The sequence below is a fragment of the Pedobacter sp. genome (assembly GCF_035566355.1).
In the GTDB taxonomy this organism is placed as follows: Bacteria; Bacteroidota; Bacteroidia; order Sphingobacteriales; family Sphingobacteriaceae; genus Pedobacter.
Genome location: NZ_DATMRL010000482.1, coordinates 1 through 17426 on the forward strand (window position 1 = coordinate 1; position 17426 = coordinate 17426).

A 17426-nucleotide genomic window follows, 5' to 3' on the forward strand; every position below is an offset into this window, starting at 1 on the left:
ACAACGATCTTGGCCGGGTCTGCACCGGTTTTCAACAGTTCCTGCCAGGCCAGACTGATCCTTTGACGGTATTCAGCATAGTTCTTTTTATAATAGGACGATCTTTCTCCGGCCTCCTTGCTGTCTTTAGGGTAATTACCCTCTCCATAGATGTCTGCGATAAAAGCATAATACCCGAGATTGGACAACCGCTCGGCAACATTTTTTGAACTTTCATCAATACCTTTCCAGGCGGGCAGGATCAGTACCCCGCCTTTGTTTTCTTTAACAGGTTTAATGGCCAGACCATGAAGAACTTGTTTGCCATCATGGTAGGTAACCGGCTTTAACTGGGCGAAGCTTGCTGTATTCATGAACAGGAAGATTAAAACGGGAGTGAGTTTCATATCCAGGCATTTATCGTTTTACTAATTTAAGGATAAGATTTGATAAATTACCTGTTTCTGCCTGTAAAACAATTCTATAGCACTGTTGTTACCTAAGGGTTTAATGTGCAAATTATGAGAGCAATTTGGAAAGGATCCATTGGATTTGGTTTAGTTAATATTCCTGTGAGGCTTTATTCTGCTGTACAGAACAGCCACCTGGATCTGGATATGCTGGACAGTAAAGACCATGCCCACATCAAATTTCAGCGAATCAATGAGCGCACGCGCAAAGAGGTGCCTTATGATAAGATTGTGAAAGGTTATCTGCTGAAAGATCAGTATGTGATTCTGGATGAACAGGATTTTGAAGATGCCAGCCCGGAGAAGACCAAAATGATTGAGCTGGAGAATTTTGTAGATATAGAGGAAATCAATCCGATCTATTACGAAACATCCTATTATGCGGAGCCGGAAGCACAGGGGAAAAAAGCCTATGCATTGCTGTTAAAAGCATTGATCCAGTCAAAAAAGGCAGGAATAGCCAGATTTGTTTTAAGAAGTACCGAAAATTTATGCGTTATCCATCCACTCGATGAAATTATTGTGGTTACAAAGATCCGGTTTCAGGAAGAAATCCGAACTGCTGAAGAAATGAAGATCCCGCCCATCAATACGATTAATAAAAAAGAGCTTGATGTTGGTCTGGCTTTAATTAAACAGTATACCTCTGCTTTCGATATTAAGAATTTTAAAGATGAATATACCCAGGAATTGCTAAAAATCATTAAGGCCAAAGCTAAGGGGAAACGTGCTACAGTTAAAAAGCTGGAACCTAAAGCAGCCAGCAGCGATGATCTGTATGAACAGCTGATGCAGAGCCTGAATAAAAAAGGAGCTTAATTATAGATTTTCCCTGCAAGAATTCCCTCAATTCTGTCCAGCAGATCGTCGATGTCGAATGGCTTAGCTAAAAAACCATTAGGCTTATGTGTGCCATGCTGGATGTTTTCTTCTGTATATCTCGCAGAAATCATCAGAACAGGAATGTCCTTTGTCTTGTCGTCAGATCTTAATTCCTGAAGTAAAACCCGGCCGTCACCATCAGGAAGCATGATGTCCAGGATGATCAGATCTGGTTTAAATCCTTCGATATGTACAAGCATATCCGCACTTTTGTTTAACCCTGTAACTTTATAGGCCTCACTTTGCAGAATAAGCGTAATCACGTCCAAAATAGCATGATTATCTTCTATTACGAGAATGTTTTTGTACAATTTAGATTCCTTTGCCAATTTGTTGATTCATTAGGGACATACAAATATACAATTGAAAATTAATGTTTAGGGGTTTTTGTAAATTAATAGACAAAAATTAAGAAATAGGGTACATTTGTCACATAGGTCATATTTCTGTTGAAAAATCTATAAAAAATGTTTCAGCAGATTCCTTAAACATGGGGCTTATAGGTGTCTGTTTTAACGGTTGCCTTTAATTCATGCAAAATGGTGTAGAGGCCAAAGTTTGTCCGGTTGATGTAAATAAAATGTTTGACCCCTCTGGCTTGTTTAAACTCAGGCATTTTTGAAATCTTTTCTCCATAGTGATACAACTGTTCAAAAAAATCTGGTTGGCTGAAATCGAATGTTTTACTCCTGTATGGTCTGGCAAATAATTCAATCATTTCTTTATAGGCAGTATAATAAAAATCGACCTGCGCATCAGAATCCTTATCGTGTATCATATCCAATTCCCGGAAGGCTTTTATTGTCCTGGTTTTGTCTGTGGTCACGTCATCAGAGATCAGGGAGAAAAAGGGTTTGTAAAAATCGTCTGGAATTTCCTTGATACAGCCAAAGTCTATTACACCTAGTTTTTCATCGGGCGTAATTAAAAAATTGCCCGGATGAGGATCTGCATGAACGGCACGAAGTTCATGTTGCTGGAAATTATAGAAATCCCAGAGGGCTTGCCCGATTTTGTTTCTAAGTTCAGTACTTGGGTTTGTCTTTAGAAATTCACGCAGGTGCAGGCCATCAATCCAATCCATAGTGATGATTCTTTTTCCCGATAATTCAGGATAGTAATCTGGGAAAATAATATTCTTGAGGTCTTTACAGGCCTTCGAAAACTGAAGAGAACGTTTGATTTCGAGTTCATAATCTGTTTCTTCCAGTAAACGTTCCTCTACTTCTTTTATATAGATGTTGAGGTCTTTCTCGTCCATGCCCAAGAGGCGAAATGCAAATGGTTTTACGAGTTTAAGATCAGAAGAAATGCTGTCGCCAACACCGGGATACTGGATCTTGACCGCAAGTTTTTTTCCATTTAATGCGGCTTCATGTACCTGTCCTATTGAGGCGGCATTACTGGATACAAGGTTGAACCGATCATAGATCTGTTCTGGCGTTTTGCCGAAATTTTTCGAAAAAGTCCTCACAATGAGTGGACCCGAAAGCGGGGGTGCATTGTATTGGGACTGTGTGAACTTATCTATATAGGATTTCGGCAGCATGTTTTTGTCCATGCTGAGCATCTGTGCAATTTTTAAAGCACTTCCTTTAAGTTCACTTAAGGAATTATAGATGTCCGTTGCATTGTCTTCATTAAGCTCCTCCCGGCTAAGACCTGGATTAAACAGCTTTTTGGAGTAATGTTTAATATAATTACCGCCAATCTGGATGCCTGTTTTCACAAACTTCGCCGATCGTTCTGTTTTGGAGGTTGGAATGGTTTTCTGTTCCCGCATGCTTAGAACCTCATCTTTTCTTTAAAATTTCCGTTCCGGGATAAAAATTTCCCGTATTCAAACAGGTTGTCGAGTGGAGAGCGTTGAAAGAGATCAAATGTTACGTTAATTCCTTTCTCAATGGCCTCGTCGGTTTTTTCAAAACCGGCGGAGTCGTCATTCACCCAGAAATTTACAATAAAGGCAAACTGAATCCAAAGCGCATCTTTATAGCGTTTGCTCAGGAATTTTCTATCGGCCAGTTCTCCGGAATCTAAGCCTTCATTGATGATATTCTCTGCGAAATTCTCAAAAATAGGTTTGGTGCCGGAGAGTACTTCGGGTGTTGAAAATCTATTTCCGGACTGTTTCAGACTATAAATAATGAAACTCCTGTGTTTTTTCAGTACCTCAATATAACTATAGAAAAAAGAAAGTAATTTGTCTCTGGAAGAGTATTGTGACCAAATTTCCTGTTGTTCTATGGTATCTATAGTTTCTACAGTTAATTCTACCCAGGCTGTTTTTTCTATGCTTTCAAATGAGGCATAGAATTCATAAAATTCAGATTCACTGATTTTAAGTTTCTTCACAAAACTATACACCGATTTTGGCTTCTCATCGTGAGTAAGCACATAATCCATATAGGCGTTTTTAATTTGCTGAGCTGTTGCCATGTTGATTCTTTTACTTGTTATAACGTAAAATTGCGTATTATGGTTTGTTTATCTATGGATTACAGGGGGTTAAGCATCATCCTATTGTAATAAAAACGACTTCTGCAAGTCGAGGCTGACCTTTATGGTCGTCATATCAAGGCAATGTTACTTTGAGGAATAGATTTAATCAGAGGGATTGATTACTTTTGTTTCAGGAAAGTGAGAAAGCAGCGTCAACATATCAACCGGATTCTATCAGCCCTGATGCTGATGGTGTTTTCTATTGCCCTGACACCCTGGAGTGCTTTGCATGATCATGAAGATGAGGTCCATCTTACCCAGGAAAAGAATTGTACCCATAAACTGCACATCAGCAGTCATTCTGAAACCTGCTTAATTTGTGCTGCACATTTTGAAAAGGATTTTGTAGCTACAACCAGTTATTTTCAGGTATTTTTAACCCTAAAGTCTTTATCAAAAACAGAGCCCTTAATCAGTAGTTCTTATACTGAACTTATAGATTCTTCCCTTCGCGGCCCTCCCATAGCTTAAATTTTTCATGTTATGAATGGAAATCATGTATGCACATGTTTCCTGTATTTATAGTTTGTCAAGAGCTTGTTATTTCCATGTCGGATGGGAACAAACTTGTATAAACTGAACTTAGAATACACAATAGAAGCCTTCATATTTTATGTCTGCTTTGTGGTTAGGAAATTATCTGATGAAGTATCACGTGCTACACGTGATCGCGTCATGACCTTTAAAAATCAAATTATATACTGATGAAAAAGATACAACTTTTATTAGCTGTACTATTATATACACTGTTTACTACGGCGGCTTTTGCCGTAGAACTTACGCAATTCCAGGGAAAAGTAATCGATGCAGACACTAAACAACCACTTCCCGGAGCAATGATCACGATTCCTGATCTGCGTGTCTCTGCGGTGACCAATGAATCGGGAGCTTTTGTTCTTAAAAATATCCCTGCACACGGACATTTTCTAGTCCAGATCCGTTATGTAGGATATCAAACCATTACGCAAACTATAGACTTTGGAAATTCGGGTGCCACGGAGTTTCAGTTAAAACCGAGTGTGATTGAAGGAAAGGAAGTGGTCATTACCGGGTCAGCCAATAGCTCTGACAATAAAAAGAACAGCACAACGATATCCACTGTAAGTAAGGCAGATCTTTTATATCATCCTTCTACTAACCTGATTGATGCCATTTCCAGGACACCAGGAGTATCTCAGATCACCACGGGGCCAGGTATATCCAAACCCGTTATCCGGGGATTAAGTTATAACCGTGTAGTTACCTTGAGCGATGGTGTAAAACAGCAGGGGCAACAATGGGGGGATGAGCACGGAATAGAGATTGATCAGTATAGCGCGGACCGGGTAGAGGTATTAAAAGGACCGGCGAGTTTAATGTATGGCTCTGATGCTTTAGGTGGTGTGATCAATATCCTGGATGCCCTTCCTGCGCCGGAGGGAACATTAAAAGGAGAATTTCTATCTAATTATGCTACAAACAACGGACTTACGGGTAGCTCTTTAATGCTGCAGGGTAACGAAAATGGGTTTGTGTACAAGGCAAGAGGCTCTTATAAAAATGCTTATTCTTATAAAACGCCAACGGAATATGTACCCAATTCAGGCTACAACGAAACCAATTTTGAAGGGCAGATCGGCCTGAATAAAAAATGGGGATATGCCCATCTGGATGCTTCCAGCTTCCGGACCAATATTGGTTTCTATGATCCGGTAAGAAATGATGCAGGACAATTGGTCGATGAAGATGGGAATCCTTTTACAGATGCCCAGAATAAAGACAGAACGCTGGCTTACCCTAAGCAGGATGTGCGTCATTATAAAATAGCGCTGAACAGTAACCTTCTTTTAGGCGACGGAAGCTTAAAAGCTACCTTAGGTTATCAGCATAACCTGCGCAGAGAGCTTGGTGCGCCAAATGAAGATCCTTCTTTATTTCTGAACAGTTATACCTACAGCTACGACCTGAAATACTCCTTTAAAGAATTTAATGGCTGGGCACCTGTTGCCGGCATTTCGGGAGAGTTTATGCACAGCATAAATACGACTGGGCTGGAACAACTGGTTCCTGATTTTGACAGCCAGGCTTTTGGAGGTTTTATCTTTATCAAAAAAACCTGGGACAATGATACCTTTAATGCGGGGGCAAGATTTGACTACAGGAAGATGACAGGTAAGGAGTTTCACAGTGATGAAACAGACTTTAATGCATTTACCAATAAATTCTCACATGTGACCGGAGCAATGGGCTATACCCATGAATTTAATGATGCCTTTAGTTTTAAAGCGAATGCAGGGAGTGCTTTTAGAGCGCCTAATATTGCTGAACTTTCTTCCAATGGTGTTCATGAAGGGGTATTCCGATATGAGGTTGGAAATCCGAATTTGAAGCCAGAGCAAAGTTTCCAGTTTGATGCTTCATTCGATTATGAGAACCAGTACGTAAATGCAAGCCTGGGTGGTTTTGCGAATTATATCAATAATTATATTTATTACAATACCAACGGACAGACAAAAACAGTAGAGGGCAGAGAATATCCAGTATATGATTTTGTACAGGATAACGCTTTTCTAAGAGGTATAGAAGCTTCTTTAACACTGCATCCGGTGCATTATATCCATTTTGATAACAGTTTTTCTTACACCCGTGCAACCAACCGTACAACAAAAGGATCTTTGCCTTTTATTCCGGCAGCAACTTTGCGCAATGAACTCCGGTTTGAGCCCAATATCGCAGGAACTTCGCATTCGTATATTTCTGTTGGGATAGATAATTTCTTCAAACAAACTAAAATAGACAGCTTTGAAACCCCAACATCTGGTTATACTTTGTTGAATGCCTCTGTAGGAACCACCTTAAAGTTGAGTAAAAACCAGGACATTACCTTGTATGTGGCAGGTAAGAACTTGTTGGATAAAGCTTATTATGACCACCTGAGCCGTTTTAAGCCGGGTAGATTGAGTGACGAAGATCCAACGCTGGGTATTTATAACCAGGGGCGCAACATTACCTTTGGCGTAAATATTCCTTTTACATTGAAAAAATAAATCTTAAAAAGGCCGTTTCGAAAGAAGCGGCTTTTTTAATAATGTCTTATTTTTGTGGGACTGGAAGGCATATTCTAAAAAAATTCTATATTTAGAACTTTCGCTATCTGCGATTTGTTTTCAGTAAAAACCACTATCATGCCGAAAAAAATATACCTTTTTATCCTGATTATTTTTGCTTTTTATACCGGCGTATTTGCCCAGAAAATCGATACACTCTCCATTACCCTTGAAAACGTTAAATATGCCTACCCGGTAAAATACTTTGCCGTCCAGACAGAAGGGCAGGATTTGAGAATGGCCTATATGGATATTGTTCCACAGCAAAGGGCCAACGGAAGGACCGTTGTGCTTTTTCATGGCAAGAACTTTGGGGGCTATTACTGGACAAATGTCATCAAGGCGCTAACAGACCGGGGTTTCAGGGTGATTGTTCCGGATCAGATTGGCTTTGGGAAGTCTTCCAAACCTATTATTCACTATAGCTTTCACCAGATGGCACGCTGGAATAAAATGCTTTTAGATAGCCTGGGTATTCAGAAAGCAAGTATTCTGGGTCATTCTATGGGTGGGATGCTGGCCACCAGGTACGCCTTGCTTTATCCGCAGAATGTAGAAAAGCTGCTGTTGGAAAATCCCATAGGCCTGGAGGATTACAGGGAGTTTGTCCCTTATGTAAGTACAGAAGAGCAATATAAAACAGAACTGAAAGCCACCGCAGAATCTGTCCGGAAATATTATCAAACATCCTATTTTACCCTTTGGAAGCCAGAGTATGAAGAACTGGTGCGTATAGCGGCAGGAGTGGGTTATAGTACTGATTTCCCCCGTTGGGCTAAGGTTGCTGCAATGACATTTACAATGATCTATGAACAGCCGGTTGTCTATGAATTCCCTTATTTAAAAGTTCCGACGGTATTGTTTATTGGAAAAGAAGATAAAACCATTGTAGGTAAGGGTCTGCTTAGTCCGGAACAGCAATCCCTTCACGGACAATATAAAGTATTGGGCAAGCAAACGGCAGCTAAGATCCCAGGGGCAAAACTGATCGAATTTGAAGCCTGTGGGCACATTCCTCACCTGGAAGTACCCACAGAATTCCTGATTGCCCTGTTGGGAAGCTTATAAGCCCTTTTCAATTGCAGGTTGCTGGGCGAACATTTCAGAAAGAATGTGATAGAGCTCAGGGTGCTTGCTTTTAAATTTATCTGGCTTTTCAAAGAAATACTCTGATACAACAGCTAAGAATTCCGCTTCGTTGGTGATTGCATAAGGATTGATGTCTGATTTTCCAGCTTCAATTCTGTGCATTTCCTGGTGGACCATCTTTAACCATGGAATGGTATATTCATGTTTGAGCAGATTTTCAGGGACGCCATCTGTTGCCCCATCAGATTTGTCCAGCAGGTGGACAAATTCGTGAATCCCTGTATTTTCATCTCCGGCATTAGGCGAGAAACCAGCACGTAAAGCTGATCTGGATAAAACCATCTGGCCATTCATGTAGCCGGTACCCACCATGCCCAGTATATTTCTTTCTCCACCTTCAAATTCGAAGTCTTTATTAAAGGTATCCGGATACAGAACCACATTGGTCAGGTTCCGGTATTGCCATCCGTCAAATCCAAAGATGGGGATGACTGCACTTGATGCAATAAGGAGGCGATCCAGGACCGTGATATCAACGCCGATCCCTTCCACTTTAATCCGTTTTAGAAAGTCTGCGATCTTGGTTTCAAATTTGAGTTTTTGCTTTGCGTCCAGATGCTGGTAAAATACGACATGTCCCTGCAAAATTGTTTTCTCTTCGGGACTTAAGGAAGCGGGTGCTTGGACTGGTTTTTTTCTTAAGATCAGGTATATAACCAGGCCTGCAATGGGAATTAATATCCAGATTGAACTCATCTTATGACTCCAGTATAGTGAGTTGAGCAAGAATTTGGCTTTCTTCAACGGGATAAGGCTTTCCTGTGGTGAGCGCATCATAAACCGCTTCAAATAAAGGGAGATAATTGCCTTTTGCCGATGGAATATAAACTTGTTCCTTTTGTCCTTCTGAATTCAGGGAGGTCAATAGAGCTTCTTTACCTTTTTCTTCAGCACCGTAAGCTTCTTCTGTAGGTTTAATTCCTCTCAGAAGTTGTTCTTCCTGCACATCCGCCCGGTATTTGATTAAACTCCCTTTTGTACCGTGGATAACAAAGGCGGGCTGGATATCTGTAACCAGCATATTGGCATGAACAAAAACGTTTACACTGTCCGGATAGCTCAGGTGTATACTGAAAAAATCATCTACCTGAGTGTTTACCCTATTTTTTCCCAAAACCTTATAAAAATGGAGGGGTTTTCCGAAGATGCTGATGACCTGATCGAGCAGATGCGGACCAAGATCATATTGAAGGCCACTTGCCGCAATAGGTTCCTCTTTAAATGTTTTTGGGCCAATGGAAGCACGGTAACGATCAAAACGGAAATGAACTTCGCTTAATTTTCCCAAAGTGTCTTCCTCCAGAATTTTTTTTATGGCGATAAAATCACTGTCCCATCTTCTGTTCTGATAAACAAAAACCTTTCTGTCCACTGATCTGGCCAGGTCAAATAACTCCTGGGCTTCAGCAGCAGTGGCCGCAAAGGGCTTCTCCACTAAAATATGTTTTCCTTTTTGCAGGGCCTTCCTGGCAAAATCAAAATGGGTAAAGTTAGGGGTGTTGATCACTACAAGTTCTATCTGCTGGTCATCAAGGAGATCATCAACCGTATTGAAGCTGATCACTCCGGGATAATCATTTGCCACTTGTTTCTGATGTCTTTCGGTAACTGCATACAGTTTGAATCCAGGATGTGCATCTATAAACGGTGCGTGAAATACTTTTCCCGACATTCCATAGGCCAGCAGGCCGGTTGTAATTACTCTTTCCATTTTATAAAAGTAATAAATCCGTACACCATTGCTTCAATATTAATGTCATAAACAAAACCGATAACTGTATCTTTGCTTTTATGAAGCCAGCAGAAATACATGCAAAGTGGAAGGTCCTTCAGCAAAAAATCGCGAAGGAATTTGATTCCGATACTCCGGATCTTAAAGTTATTTTATTCCTCATTGGCGTGCAGGAACTTGGAAAAGGACCTGGTAAATACAGTAAAAGGCAGAAAGAAGAATTGATGCACATAGCCACCTGTCGTTTATTAAGCGAAATGGGTTTCTACGAACTGGAGGGATTAGACCAGGATGGCTGGCCACACTGGAAACTGATCAAGCCGATTCCTTCATATGCTATGATGGAGCAGGAATTATTGCTTAAATCACTGGCCATTTTTTACTTTGAGGATATCTATAACGAAGAGGTATAAAACCGGAATTTTGTTAAATAAAAAACCCGAAGTACATGGTACGACGGGTTTTTTGATTTTACATAGGTAGATGTAAATTCTTTATTTTCCTTGTGCTTTTGCTTCTTGTTTAAGCTGATCATTTGCAACAATAACAATCTCTACACGACGGTTAGCTGCCCGTCCTGCATCTGTTGAATTGTCAGCAATCGGCTCAGAAAAACCTTTTCCTACAGTGATCAATCTGGAAGAAGGTACACCTTGTGCAACTGCATAAGCTTTAACTGCTGCTGCTCTTCTTTCAGATAAGCTCATATTATAAGCTTCTGTTCCTTTATTATCTGTATGACCGATTACTTTAATGTCCGTTCCTGGATACTGGTTTAAAGAGGCTGCCAGAGTTTTAATGTTTTCTTTAGCCGGATCTTTTAAATTGGAACTGTCAAAATCAAATAAGATTCCACTATCAAATTTTACTATGATACCTTCTCCTTCGCGGATTACCTCAGCACTTGGGATTGCATTTTGGATCTCTGCGGCTTGCTTATCCATCCTCTTCCCAATAAAACCACCTGCAGTACCACCTACAGCGGCACCAATTAGCGCACCTACAGCTGTGTTACCTGCTTTTTTACCAATGATGGCACCAAGTACACCACCGGCTGCAGCACCAATACCTGCACCTTTTTGTGTTTTTGTTAAGCTGTCGCAACCTTGAAAAGCCATTGCGCTCATGGCTAGGGCGATGCTGAATGTTGCTACTTTGAATTTTGAAGTCGTCATCATTTGATTTTAATTTACTGACTGTGCTGAATCAAACGGAGTGCCAATAATCGCAATTGAAATAATTAACGTAATTTTCTTGTTATTTTTCTGCTTATTAAAGGGATGACGCGCTTTTTGCTTCGCCGGGGTGACCCAAATTCAGTACAGAGCTATTCAGAAAAATAGGCTTCTAATTCTTTTAGTGTGTTTTCATCAGTACGGAGGTCTTTAATAATAAGACCTTTTTCCATTAAAATGATCCTGTCACAAACATCAGTAACATGATTTAAATCATGACTGGAAATTAAGGTTGTTACATTGTGGCCTTTTTGCAGGTTTCTGATCAGCATTTTCAACCGGATCTGTGTGGTTGGATCCAGATTAGCAAAAGGTTCATCGAGTACCAAGAGTTCAGGATCCTGCATGATTGCTGCAGCAATACCGATTTTGTTCTGGTTTCCTTTAGAAAAATCACGGATGTATTTACCGCTGGCCAAAATTTCTCCATTGAAAAATTCCTCATACCGCTTCAGATAATCGTTTACATGAGCAGCGGTTTTATGGTGCAGGCTTCCAATGAAGATAAAATATTCCTCAGGTGTTAAATAATCAATCAGGAAACCTTCATCAAGATAGGATGCAGTATAGTTTTTCCACTGGTCTAGCCTGGAAACATCAGCGTTCTTAGATAGAATTTCTCCGAAATCTGGTTTAATCAGGTCAAGAAGCATCCTAAACAGGGTTGTTTTCCCTGCACCATTGTTTCCAACCAAACCAATTGTTTCTCCCGAACCAAACTCCAGGCTTTCTATGTTCACGACAGTACGTCCGGCGTAAACTTTCTTTAGGTTTTTTATTTCTATCATGAACGTTCTCTAAAGCCCTCGGCTATTTGATATTTTCTTTTGTTAAATTCTTTGACCAAAAAATCTACCCAAAAACTGCGGGAGAATATGCCCGCTAATCCAAATATAGCCACACCTGAGAGTCCGAGGTACGGATTGAAGAAATAGGATAGGGGGATATAGATCACAAAAGGAAGCAGAAAAACCGGGAGGCTCATCAGCAGAGAAGAAGCTCCAACACCTTGCCAGTTAAAACTGGATCCTTTACTTAGGTCAATATATTTGTAGTTCCTGGTCGCAAAATACAGTACCAGCACAGACGCGATGCCGACGCTATAAAAATAAGCTGTAAACTGTACCAATAGTATTTTCCAGCTGATCAATCCATACAGACTGATGATCAGTGTGAGTACCGTAGAAGAAATGCTGAACAGCAGGAACTTTGATTGTATAAAATTCTTAATGCTGGTTTTACTGGCCATCAGTCCGTCAAATTCCGCGCTTTGCCAGCCAAACATAAATTGACCGTAAAGGAGAATCATATTGCCTGTCATGAAAGTTGCTGCAAACAACATCATTCCAAATTCATCTTTATTGATCAGCTCCTTTTTATAAAAAAGAAAGCCATACAGGATAAAAAGAAGGCCTTTCGATGCGGTTGATTTAGGACGTTTATTTCTTAAGATCAGTTTGATTTCCAGTGCGGCCAGGGTACCGGCCTCACCAAATTTATTCAGAAATGGGTAATCTGTTGCTGATTTCTTTTTCTCACCCCTGGATAGACCTTCTATATAGAGATTGTTTTTTAAGTAGGAGGCATTGATCTGGAACATTACGAAGGCCAGTATGGGAAAGATAGTCCCAATCGCAGGATGTGCGGCAAGCTGTGCAAATACCCAGTTGGACAAGTCCGATATGGAAAACACTTTTAGATATTCCAGTGTACCAAAGCTGAGCAAAAGGAACAAGCCCGAAAAAACAAATACCGTGCTTGCAGTGGACAGCCTTTTAACATATAATGCCAGATAATTGTTAAAGATCGTTAAAGAAAAAATGGAGAGCATAAATAACAGTTCCGTAAGCACACCATGGGTCTCATGGATATAGGTTGCGCAAAAGGGGAAAAATAGAAATACCGGAAGGATATTAAAGGCGGAAAAAAGGGCCCGGATATTTAAAAATGTGACCAGCTTATTCTTTGGTATATTCAGGTGCAGGTAAGGAACGATAGATAATGTGGGAAGTTCCTGCAATTGCAGACGCATCAAGAATTCAATCGCAAAATAGTAGAGGATAGCCCCATTGAATACAGATGCAACATCCTTTCCCGGGAAGAACTTACTGATCAGTTCTTCAAAAGCCAGTCCTGCAATCAGCGCGCAGGCCAGAATGTAGAGGATCAGAATCCCCATGACAATTTGTATGGCGATGCTGCCACCCTTGCCCCTGGATCTCCAGAAACCTAACCATTGATGATTTAAAAAGGTGAAGAGCATTTGATCACAAATTAATAATTATACTTGTTTTTCCAGTTCTGTTTTAATTTTTCCCGGAGTTTATCTTCTGCAGGGTTTTTGCCTGGATCATAGAGTTTTGTGCCACTGATCTGTTCAGGCAAATATTCCTGTTCAGAAAAATTTCCTTCATATCCATGGGAATATTTATAATCTTTACCATACCCGATATTTTTCATGAGCTTGGTTGGCGCATTCCTGATGTGGAGCGGAACCGGCAAATTACCAGTTTGCTTCACCAGCATCTGTGCTTTGTTGATCGCCTCATAAGATGCATTGCTTTTGACAGAAGAAGCCATATAGGTTACTGCCTGTGAAAGAATGATCCTGGCCTCTGGGTAGCCAATTACATTCACCGCCTGGAAACAATTGTTGGCCAGGAGTAAGGCATTTGGATTGGCATTGCCGATATCTTCCGAAGCCAAAATGAGCAACCTTCTGGCAATGAATAAAGGATCTTCGCCTCCCTCAATCATTCTGGCCAGCCAGTAAACAGCTGCATTAGGGTCGCTGCCGCGGATAGATTTTATAAAAGCGGAAATAATATCATAATGCTGTTCGCCGGCTTTATCATACAAGGCCAGATTTTGCTGGGCATGCGCCAGTACATTTTCATTGGTCAGTACAATTTTATTTCCGCCAATTCCATTGATGGCAATCTCCAGTACATTGAGCAATTTTCGGGCGTCGCCGCCGGAAAGACGGATCAGTGCTTCATGATCCTTTATGGTAATCTTTTTTTCTTTTAGTACAACATCTTCTTTGATCGCAGTATGCAGCAAACCGGAAAGTTCAGACTCGTCCAGAGATTTCAGAATATATACCTGGCACCTGGAAAGCAAGGCGGAGATGACTTCAAATGAGGGGTTTTCAGTGGTTGCACCAATTAAGGTGACCAATCCTCTTTCTACTGCACCAAGCAAACTGTCCTGCTGGGATTTGCTGAACCGATGGATCTCGTCAATAAACAGAATAGGTAAGCCCATAAGGCTGTCTTTTAACAAGGCTGCACGGTCAATCACGTCACGGATATCTTTGACACCGGAATTGATAGCGCTCAGGTTGAAAAAAGGACGGTCCAGAGTCTGCGAAATGATATAGGCCAGCGTGGTTTTCCCAACACCCGGCGGTCCCCAGAAGATCATGGAAGGAAGTTGTCCGCTTTGAATGGCTTTACGCAAGACAGCGTCAGGACCTACCAAATGCTTCTGCCCTACGTATTCGTCCAGATTTTGAGGACGCATACGTTCAGCTAAAGGAGGAAGATTTTGCATATAGGTAAAGATAAGAAAATGGATGAAAAAGAAGGATTACGCTTTCTTTTTATGCCAAACCTTCTTTTTCCTGGAATTGTTTGTGTTATTTTTTCTTGGTGCTTCAGGTTTGTGAACAGCTTCTATTGCTGCAATATCTTCTGGAAGTGGTATCACGTCAATTTTGCGTTCAATCAGCTTTTCAATACTGTCTAATTTGCGTTTATCTTTTGCGTTGACCAGGGTTATGGCTGTTCCTTTGGTTGCAGCTCTGGCTGTACGCCCAATGCGGTGTACATAGTCTTCTGCGTCGTGAGGGACATCAAAATTAACTACAAGATCAATACCTTCCACATCAATTCCCCGGCTTAATACATCTGTTCCGATCAGGATGGGAAGCTGTTTATTTTTAAAGGTAAGTAAAATACTTTCACGTTCTTTCTGTCCCAGATCGGAGTGAAAGGCTTCTGCTTTTAAACCCAAACCGCGGAACACTTTACCTAAATTCTTTACTTTTTCTTTGGTTGATGCGAAAACAATAATGCTTTTGTACACATCGGTTTTCAGGATTCCGGTAAGTAACGGAACTTTTTGCGCATCGTGTACATGGTAAATCTGCTGCGAAATTCCTTCGGCGGGTTTTGAGATGGCCAGGCTAATCTGTTCAGGATGGTCCAGTAACGTTGCAGCCAGTTTTCTGATCTTGGGAGGCATTGTGGCAGAGAAGAGTACAGTTTGCCTCTTCTTTGGCAAATAGCTCACAATTTTCATGATGTCATCATAAAAGCCCATATCCAGCATGCGGTCTGCTTCATCCAGAACCAGATGTTGCAATTGGTCCAATTTCAGTACACCTGAAGAAAGATGTGAGATCAGTCTTCCCGGAGTAGCAATAATGATGTCTACGCCTTCCCGCATAGAGCGTTTTTGCTGCTCGTAGGCTATACCGTCACCACCGCCATATACAGTCAGTGAGCTGATATTGGTAAAGTAAGAGAGCGCTTCTACCTGAAGGTCTATTTGTTGTGCCAGCTCCCGGGTTGGCGCTAAAATCAAAGTGTTATTGTGACGGTTTTCAGTTGCACTGATCATGTCCATAATCGGCAAAAGATAAGCCCCGGTTTTACCGGTTCCGGTCTGTGCGCAGGCAATTAAATCTTTTTTAGCCGAAATAAGAGGAATAGCCTGTTGTTGAACAGGTGTGGCATTGCGAAATCCCATTGCCAGTAACCCTTCTAATAATTCGGGGTTAAAATTAAAGTCTTTAAAATCCAATCTACTTTATATTGTTACTAATGTATTCTATAAAAGTAGGTTAAAAAAACAGAAAAGAGCAAGCTTTGATGAAAATGGGGTGAATTGTTCGGAAAATTCTGTACAGCTGCTCCAAGACTAACGATATCAGGCGGCTGAAGAAGCCGCAGATCTCTGAGGTCTTTCCGCAGCGTACGAGAATTTTCCGTAGCAAATTGCAGAGTAGAGAGGTGACCGGGGACGGCGCATAAACATTAGGTCTTTTCAATACTAAACGATTTCCATAACATCGTCTGCACCCTGCCCGGACTCGCCCCCCAGCTAAGCGCCCAGAAAAAATCAATGTTACTCAGAGAACACCTCAGAGGGCCTTGCCACCAGAGCGCAGCGCGGCAAGGACTTCAGTGTTCGAAGAGTACATTTATTTTTTATAAAGCTTACTTATTTATTTTTATCTGCATAGCCAAACACCTTCTGCAACAAAGAAGTCGACCTTGAGGCGGTATTACCACGAATCTTCAACTCTTCCTGAGCCACCTGGATAAACATCCCATCAATTGCTTTTTGGGTTGCATAATCAGATAAATCTGCATTTACCGGCTTAACCAATGGAAGTTTATTGTATTGCCCGGCGGCATCTGTCCAGTATTTTGTGGCACCAACTTTATTTAAGCTGGAGGAGATCACGGGCTTGAATTTCTCCATTAGCTGGGCAGTAGTTGCCTTTTTGAAATACTGAGTTGCTGCATCGCTGCTGCCCAGCAAAATATTGGTCGCATCGGCAACTGTCATTTGTTTAATGGCAGACAGGAAGATGGGCTTTGCTTCTTTGGCGGCATCCTCCGCCGCACGGTTTAGACTTAAAACTACATTGTCAGCGAGAGAACCCAGGCCAATAGTCCTTAAAGTTTTTTCTACTTTCTGGGCCTCTGGTGGAAACAGGATCTTAACGGCCATATTACCAAAAAAACCATCTTTAGCCGAAAGCTTGTCTGCTCCGGCTGCAATACCTATTTCCAGAGCCTGTTTAATACCCTGTCCAATTTCAAGCGTAGAAGGGGTTCCTGCCGAAGAACTTGACTTACTTGTTGTTGTTGTTGTTGTTTTAGTTTGTTTTGACGAAATACTCTTTAGAATACTGCCGAGTTTAGATTGTGCCTCAACCTGTAAAGAACTGAATAGAACTAAACCGGTAGCGGCCATATAGATGCTGATCTTTTTCATGTTTATTTTTTTTGAAGATAGCAAATCTTCGGCCATCGTTAAAAAGAGTTTGATCTGATTTTATATGGTCTGTAGGATAGGGTCTTACAGATGTCTGGTAAGGTTTTAAATGGAAATGATGTGGAAGAAAAGCCCGATTCCGGGGGGAATACTGGATAAGTCAGAAAATATTTTTATACTTGATTAGATTTTTCCGCAGCAGATCATTGAAATTTATAAAGAACCAGCATAAGATAAACGAGAAGAACGACACCGAACTGATTTTGCAATACAAATCAGGCGGTGATCTGGAGGTATTAGGTGCATTGTATAACCGTTACATGCATTTGGTTTTTGGGGTGTGCCTTAATTATCTGAAAGATGAAGAGCAGAGCAAAGA

17 protein-coding genes are annotated in these 17426 nt (G+C 41.0%); 5 read left to right on the forward strand and 12 right to left on the reverse strand.

Annotation, left to right across the window (positions count from 1 at the left end):
• Positions 1 to 386 (reverse strand): dienelactone hydrolase family protein (locus VNZ46_RS18770; protein ID WP_325561558.1); only part of this gene is annotated, 386 nt, incomplete at its 3' end.
• 114 nt (positions 387 to 500) lie between these two features.
• Here VNZ46_RS18770 and VNZ46_RS18775 point away from each other — a divergent pair.
• Positions 501 to 1268 carry a Ku protein gene (locus VNZ46_RS18775; protein WP_325561559.1) on the forward strand — a complete coding sequence of 256 codons (768 nt, stop codon included), beginning with the start codon at positions 501 to 503 and terminating at the stop codon, positions 1266 to 1268.
• On the opposite strand, the gene VNZ46_RS18780 is transcribed toward VNZ46_RS18775, so the two are convergent.
• From VNZ46_RS18780 to VNZ46_RS18790, 3 genes are all read right to left on the reverse strand, one after another.
• A complete protein-coding gene (locus VNZ46_RS18780) occupies positions 1265 to 1660 on the reverse strand; it encodes a response regulator transcription factor (protein ID WP_108552941.1) in 396 nt (131 codons plus the stop codon). The genes VNZ46_RS18775 and VNZ46_RS18780 overlap by 4 nt on opposite strands.
• Before the next feature lie 155 nt (positions 1661 to 1815).
• Positions 1816 to 3114 carry an AarF/ABC1/UbiB kinase family protein gene (locus VNZ46_RS18785; protein ID WP_325561560.1) on the reverse strand — a complete coding sequence of 433 codons (1299 nt, stop codon included), beginning with the start codon at positions 3112 to 3114 and terminating at the stop codon, positions 1816 to 1818.
• Positions 3115 to 3116: 2 nt separating this feature from the next.
• Positions 3117 to 3770: a TetR family transcriptional regulator C-terminal domain-containing protein gene (locus tag VNZ46_RS18790; protein ID WP_133783719.1), complete on the reverse strand. Its 654-nt coding sequence runs from the start codon at positions 3768 to 3770 to the stop codon at positions 3117 to 3119.
• A 201-nt stretch (positions 3771 to 3971) separates the two neighbouring features.
• Here VNZ46_RS18790 and VNZ46_RS18795 point away from each other — a divergent pair, with 201 nt between their 5' ends.
• The 3 genes from VNZ46_RS18795 (at position 3972) to VNZ46_RS18805 (ending at position 7987) form a co-directional block, all read left to right on the forward strand.
• The gene (locus VNZ46_RS18795) at positions 3972 to 4304 is read left to right on the forward strand and encodes a hypothetical protein (protein ID WP_325561561.1); all 333 of its coding nucleotides are present in this window, start codon (positions 3972 to 3974) and stop codon (positions 4302 to 4304) included.
• Positions 4305 to 4537: 233 nt separating this feature from the next.
• Entirely contained in the window at positions 4538 to 6859 is a 2322-nt protein-coding gene (locus tag VNZ46_RS18800) for a TonB-dependent receptor (protein ID WP_325561562.1), read from the forward strand.
• Positions 6860 to 6997: 138 nt separating this feature from the next.
• Positions 6998 to 7987, forward strand: a complete 990-nt coding sequence (locus tag VNZ46_RS18805; protein ID WP_325561563.1) for an alpha/beta hydrolase — start codon at positions 6998 to 7000, stop codon at positions 7985 to 7987.
• Here VNZ46_RS18805 and VNZ46_RS18810 read toward each other — a convergent pair.
• Together VNZ46_RS18810 and VNZ46_RS18815 are read right to left on the reverse strand one after the other, a co-directional pair.
• Complete coding sequence (locus VNZ46_RS18810) at positions 7982 to 8764, reverse strand: M90 family metallopeptidase (RefSeq protein ID WP_325561564.1); 783 nt, start codon at positions 8762 to 8764, stop codon at positions 7982 to 7984. The genes VNZ46_RS18805 and VNZ46_RS18810 overlap by 6 nt on opposite strands.
• A 1-nt stretch (position 8765) precedes the next feature.
• Positions 8766 to 9779, reverse strand: a complete 1014-nt coding sequence (locus VNZ46_RS18815; protein WP_325561565.1) for a Gfo/Idh/MocA family oxidoreductase — start codon at positions 9777 to 9779, stop codon at positions 8766 to 8768.
• A gap of 80 nt (positions 9780 to 9859) precedes the next feature.
• Between VNZ46_RS18815 and VNZ46_RS18820 the strand changes: the two genes are divergently transcribed.
• Positions 9860 to 10213, forward strand: a complete 354-nt coding sequence (locus VNZ46_RS18820; protein ID WP_133783706.1) for a hypothetical protein — start codon at positions 9860 to 9862, stop codon at positions 10211 to 10213.
• Positions 10214 to 10294: 81 nt separating this feature from the next.
• Here VNZ46_RS18820 and VNZ46_RS18825 read toward each other — a convergent pair whose 3' ends face one another.
• The 6 genes from VNZ46_RS18825 to VNZ46_RS18850 form a co-directional block, all read right to left on the reverse strand.
• Positions 10295 to 10975 carry an OmpA family protein gene (locus VNZ46_RS18825; protein WP_316837540.1) on the reverse strand — a complete coding sequence of 227 codons (681 nt, stop codon included), beginning with the start codon at positions 10973 to 10975 and terminating at the stop codon, positions 10295 to 10297.
• 152 nt (positions 10976 to 11127) lie between these two features.
• The gene (locus VNZ46_RS18830; protein WP_325561566.1) at positions 11128 to 11823 is read right to left on the reverse strand and encodes an ABC transporter ATP-binding protein; all 696 of its coding nucleotides are present in this window, start codon (positions 11821 to 11823) and stop codon (positions 11128 to 11130) included.
• Positions 11820 to 13298, reverse strand: coding sequence for a DUF5687 family protein (locus VNZ46_RS18835; protein WP_325561567.1), 1479 nt, complete (start codon positions 13296 to 13298; stop codon positions 11820 to 11822). The genes VNZ46_RS18830 and VNZ46_RS18835 overlap by 4 nt, the downstream gene beginning before the upstream one ends.
• An 11-nt stretch (positions 13299 to 13309) precedes the next feature.
• A complete protein-coding gene (locus VNZ46_RS18840) occupies positions 13310 to 14590 on the reverse strand; it encodes a replication-associated recombination protein A (RefSeq protein WP_325561568.1) in 1281 nt (426 codons plus the stop codon).
• Positions 14591 to 14626: 36 nt separating this feature from the next.
• Positions 14627 to 15844, reverse strand: a complete 1218-nt coding sequence (locus tag VNZ46_RS18845) for a DEAD/DEAH box helicase (RefSeq protein ID WP_325561569.1) — start codon at positions 15842 to 15844, stop codon at positions 14627 to 14629.
• A gap of 420 nt (positions 15845 to 16264) precedes the next feature.
• On the reverse strand, positions 16265 to 17047 hold the full coding sequence (locus tag VNZ46_RS18850) for a DUF4197 domain-containing protein (protein ID WP_325561570.1): 783 nt from the start codon (positions 17045 to 17047) through the stop codon (positions 16265 to 16267).
• Between the last annotated feature and the right edge of the window lie 379 nt (positions 17048 to 17426).

Excerpts from the sequence above, each read along its gene's own strand:
- VNZ46_RS18775 (WP_325561559.1), top strand. The coding sequence starts at position 501 with ATGAGAGCAATTTGGAAAGGATCCATTGGATTTGGTTTAGTTAATATT.
- VNZ46_RS18785 (WP_325561560.1), bottom strand. The coding sequence starts at position 3,114 with ATGCGGGAACAGAAAACCATTCCAACCTCCAAAACAGAACGATCGGCG.
- VNZ46_RS18790 (WP_133783719.1), bottom strand. The coding sequence starts at position 3,770 with ATGGCAACAGCTCAGCAAATTAAAAACGCCTATATGGATTATGTGCTT.
- VNZ46_RS18800 (WP_325561562.1), top strand. The coding sequence starts at position 4,538 with ATGAAAAAGATACAACTTTTATTAGCTGTACTATTATATACACTGTTT.
- VNZ46_RS18805 (WP_325561563.1), top strand. The coding sequence starts at position 6,998 with ATGCCGAAAAAAATATACCTTTTTATCCTGATTATTTTTGCTTTTTAT.
- VNZ46_RS18810 (WP_325561564.1), bottom strand. The coding sequence starts at position 8,764 with ATGAGTTCAATCTGGATATTAATTCCCATTGCAGGCCTGGTTATATAC.
- VNZ46_RS18815 (WP_325561565.1), bottom strand. The coding sequence starts at position 9,779 with ATGGAAAGAGTAATTACAACCGGCCTGCTGGCCTATGGAATGTCGGGA.
- VNZ46_RS18820 (WP_133783706.1), top strand. The coding sequence starts at position 9,860 with ATGAAGCCAGCAGAAATACATGCAAAGTGGAAGGTCCTTCAGCAAAAA.
- VNZ46_RS18825 (WP_316837540.1), bottom strand. The coding sequence starts at position 10,975 with ATGACGACTTCAAAATTCAAAGTAGCAACATTCAGCATCGCCCTAGCC.
- VNZ46_RS18830 (WP_325561566.1), bottom strand. The coding sequence starts at position 11,823 with ATGATAGAAATAAAAAACCTAAAGAAAGTTTACGCCGGACGTACTGTC.
- VNZ46_RS18835 (WP_325561567.1), bottom strand. The coding sequence starts at position 13,298 with ATGCTCTTCACCTTTTTAAATCATCAATGGTTAGGTTTCTGGAGATCC.
- VNZ46_RS18840 (WP_325561568.1), bottom strand. The coding sequence starts at position 14,590 with ATGCAAAATCTTCCTCCTTTAGCTGAACGTATGCGTCCTCAAAATCTG.
- VNZ46_RS18850 (WP_325561570.1), bottom strand. The coding sequence starts at position 17,047 with ATGAAAAAGATCAGCATCTATATGGCCGCTACCGGTTTAGTTCTATTC.